Raw genomic sequence first — 3,287 nt, 5'->3', positions numbered from 1 at the left:
CCCGTCAGTCCATGCGCAACTCTCAGAAACGTATTCAGGACGGCGAATACGCCAAAATGTTCATCAGCGAAGGCGCAACCGGCTACCCTTCGATGACCGCCAAGCGTCGTAACAACGCCGCTCACGGCATCGAAGTCATCGGCGAGCAACTGCGCTCCATGATGCCGTGGATCGGTGCCAACAAGATCGTCGACAAAGCCAAAAACTAAGTCGTCATTCTTGTACGGAAAACGCGGCCTCGGCCGCGTTTTTTCGTTTGAGCCGGTGGTTCTGGTATAAAGCTGCAGCGTTTGTGGCCGAACTGTCGTCCTCAAGCACCTGTCGAAATTTCTCCAAACCGTTGCAAGGTAATGTCCATGAGCGAACGTCCCGAAGAGCCGAACAAGGCTTCTGACGCCGAAAGCCTGCTGCCCATCGATGAACACATCGAAGAAGGGCACGACGCAGAAGGTCGTAAAGTCCGGCATCGTGGTATCTATCTGCTGCCGAATCTGTTCACCACTGCGAACCTGTTCGCAGGGTTTTACTCCATCATCAACTCGATGAGCGCCCAGGCTGCTCTAAGCGCTGGCGACTCGGCCAATGCGAGCAAGTATTTCGCGTTCGCCGCGATCGCGATCTTCGTCGCCATGGTGCTCGACGGTCTCGACGGTCGCGTGGCGCGCATGACCAACACGCAAAGTGCCTTCGGCGCCGAGTACGACTCGCTGTCGGACATGGTCGCGTTCGGTGTTGCCCCAGCGCTGCTGGCGTTCGGCTGGGCGTTGGGCGACATGGGCAAGGTTGGCTGGATGGTCGCCTTCATCTATGTAGCGGGCGCGGCGTTGCGTCTGGCGCGCTTCAATACTCAGGTGGGGACGGCTGACAAGCGCTATTTCATCGGTCTGGCCAGTCCGGCAGCAGCCGGTGTGGTTGCGGGTATTGTCTGGGCGTTCAGCGATTACGGCATTCAGGGTTCGAAGATGTCGTTCCTGGTCGCACTGATGGTTGCGGCGGCCGGCATGCTGATGGTCAGCAACATCAAGTACAACAGCTTCAAGGAGCTGGACCTGAAGGGGCGCGTGCCGTTTGTGGCGATTCTTGCGGTGGTGTTGGTGTTCGCTGTGGTGTTCAGCGATCCGCCGCGCATTCTGCTGCTGGTGTTCCTCGCTTACGCGGCTTCTGGCCCGGTGCAGTACCTGTTGCATCTTCGTCGGCACAAAAAAGCCGAGTGATGTAATTTCCCGCATACTCCGCAGTCTATGGGTGCATCAGTCCTCCAAAGCTGCGGAGTTGCCATGTTGATCAAAGTCCCCAAAGCGTCCGACTGCCATGAGTCGGATGTCACGCCTGAAGCCATTTATCTCTCTCGCCGCCAATTATTGGGGGCCACTGCTGCCGGTATCGCCGTCAGTAGCCTGCCGCGCTGGGCCAGTGCCGACGATGCCGCTCGGTACGCCGATGTCGAGCCGGGCAAGGCACCTGCCTGGTTTAACGACAAGCTGTCCTCTACTAAATGGGGGGCGGTCAACGTCAAGGATGAGGCGATCACGCCTTATAAAGACGCCACCCATTACAACAACTTCTATGAGTTCGGAACCGACAAGGGTGATCCGGCGGCGAATGCTGGCTCGCTGAAAACCGAACCATGGAGCGTAGTGATCGACGGGGAGGTGGGTAAGCCGGGGCGTTATGCGCTGGAAGATTTCATGAAACCGTACCAGTTGGAGGAGCGTATCTATCGCCTGCGTTGTGTCGAGGCGTGGTCGATGGTTATTCCCTGGATCGGCTTTCCGATTTCGGCGTTGCTAAAGCAGGTCGAGCCAACGTCCAATGCAAAATACATCCGGTTTGAAACCTTGCAGGATCCCAAGAGCATGCCTGGCCAGCGTTCTGGCTTTGCCTTGATCGATTGGCCTTATGTAGAAGGTCTGCGACTGGATGAGGCGATGAATCCCTTGGCGATTCTGGCGGTAGGCATGTATGGCCGCGAGCTGCCGAATCAGAATGGCGCGCCGCTGCGTCTGGTGGTGCCGTGGAAGTATGGTTTCAAGAGCGTCAAATCCATCGTGCGTATCAGTCTGGTCAGCGAGCAGCCGAAGACGACCTGGCAGAGCATCGCGGCAGATGAATACGGCTTCTATGCGAATGTGAACCCGACGGTTGATCACCCACGCTGGACGCAGGCGCGCGAGCGGCGTCTGCCGAACAGTCTGTTCAAGCCAAACGTGCGTGATACGCAAATGTTCAACGGCTATTCGGATGAGGTCGCTTCTTTATATACAGGGCTCGATCTGCGGAAGAACTACTGATGCGCTTTCCGTTCTGGCGTATAGGCGTTTTCATTGCGGCGGCTGTCTGGCCGATGCTGTGGTTGTATCAGGCGCTTGAAGATTTGCTTGGACCGGATCCCGGCAAGGTGTTGGTAGATCGACTGGGGTTGGGGACGCTGGTACTGCTGTTGATCACCCTGAGCATGACGCCTCTGCAAAAACTTACCGGTTGGGCAGGGTGGATTGCTGTGCGCCGGCAATTGGGGCTTTGGTGTTTTGCCTACGTGGTTCTGCATCTGTGCAGCTATATGGCATTTATTCTGGGTTTCGACTGGTCGCAACTGGCGGTCGAGTTGCGCAAGCGGCCGTACATAATAGTAGGGGCGTTGGGGTTTCTCGGATTGCTGGCGTTGGCGGTCACGTCCAATCGCTACAGTCAACGTCGTTTGGGTTCGCGCTGGAAGAAGTTGCATCGGCTGGTGTACGTGATTTTGGGCCTGGGTTTGCTGCATATGTTGTGGATCGTGCGCGCCGATCTTGAGGAGTGGGCAATCTATGCCTTTATAGGTGCGGTGCTTCTGGTGCTGCGTATTCCCTCAGTCATGCGTCGGATCCCGCGTTTACCGACTAAAAAGCAGGTTTTGCAAGAAAAGCGAAATTAACGGTTGACGGCAGATTTGAGATGTCTATAATTCGCCCCACTTCCGGCGCAGTCGAAACGGAAAACTCCTTGAGATTCAAAGAGTTATGTAGGTTTCGGCAGCAGGTTGCTTCAGTTCATCGAAGCCAAAAGGAAGTTGAAAAAGAGGTGTTGACAGCAGTGTGTAACGCTGTAGAATTCGCCTCCCGCTGCAGAGAGATCTGAAGCGCAAGTGGTTGAAGTTGTTGAAGAGTTCTTCGAAAGCTTCTGAAAATAATCACTTGACAGCAAATGAGGCTGCTGTAGAATGCGCGCCTCGGTTGAGACGAAAGATCTTAACCAACCGCTCTTTAACAACTGAATCAAGCAATTCGGGGGGGGGCTGGTAGAGGCAG

The 3,287-nt window shown here is 55.7% G+C and carries 3 protein-coding genes and 1 pseudogene; all 4 read left to right on the top strand.

Features of this window, described 5'->3' with window-relative positions; translation table 11 throughout:
- Nucleotides 1-209: pseudogene (locus ACIPIZ_RS29475) on the top strand (ketol-acid reductoisomerase); the annotation flags it as partial.
- Nucleotides 210-356: 147 nt separating this feature from the next.
- On the top strand, nt 357-1,214 hold the full coding sequence (gene pssA, locus ACIPIZ_RS29470) for a CDP-diacylglycerol--serine O-phosphatidyltransferase (protein ID WP_016983477.1): 858 nt from the start codon (nt 357-359) through the stop codon (nt 1,212-1,214).
- Between the two features lie 63 nt (nt 1,215-1,277).
- Nucleotides 1,278-2,291 carry a protein-methionine-sulfoxide reductase catalytic subunit MsrP gene (msrP, locus tag ACIPIZ_RS29465; protein ID WP_105709411.1) on the top strand — a complete coding sequence of 338 codons (1,014 nt, stop codon included), beginning with the start codon at nt 1,278-1,280 and terminating at the stop codon, nt 2,289-2,291.
- Nucleotides 2,291-2,914, top strand: coding sequence for a protein-methionine-sulfoxide reductase heme-binding subunit MsrQ (gene msrQ / locus ACIPIZ_RS29460; protein ID WP_253481861.1), 624 nt, complete (start codon nt 2,291-2,293; stop codon nt 2,912-2,914). The genes msrP and msrQ overlap by 1 nt, the downstream gene beginning before the upstream one ends.
- Nucleotides 2,915-3,287 lie beyond the last annotated feature (373 nt).

Origin of the sequence: Pseudomonas sp. NPDC087690 (assembly GCF_044743175.1) — a bacterium.
Classification (GTDB): domain Bacteria; phylum Pseudomonadota; class Gammaproteobacteria; order Pseudomonadales; family Pseudomonadaceae; genus Aquipseudomonas.
This window is presented reverse-complemented; position numbering and strand designations above follow the sequence as displayed.

Excerpts from the sequence above, each read along its gene's own strand:
- pssA (WP_016983477.1), top strand. The coding sequence starts at position 357 with ATGAGCGAACGTCCCGAAGAGCCGAACAAGGCTTCTGACGCCGAAAGC.
- msrP (WP_105709411.1), top strand. The coding sequence starts at position 1,278 with ATGTTGATCAAAGTCCCCAAAGCGTCCGACTGCCATGAGTCGGATGTC.
- msrQ (WP_253481861.1), top strand. The coding sequence starts at position 2,291 with ATGCGCTTTCCGTTCTGGCGTATAGGCGTTTTCATTGCGGCGGCTGTC.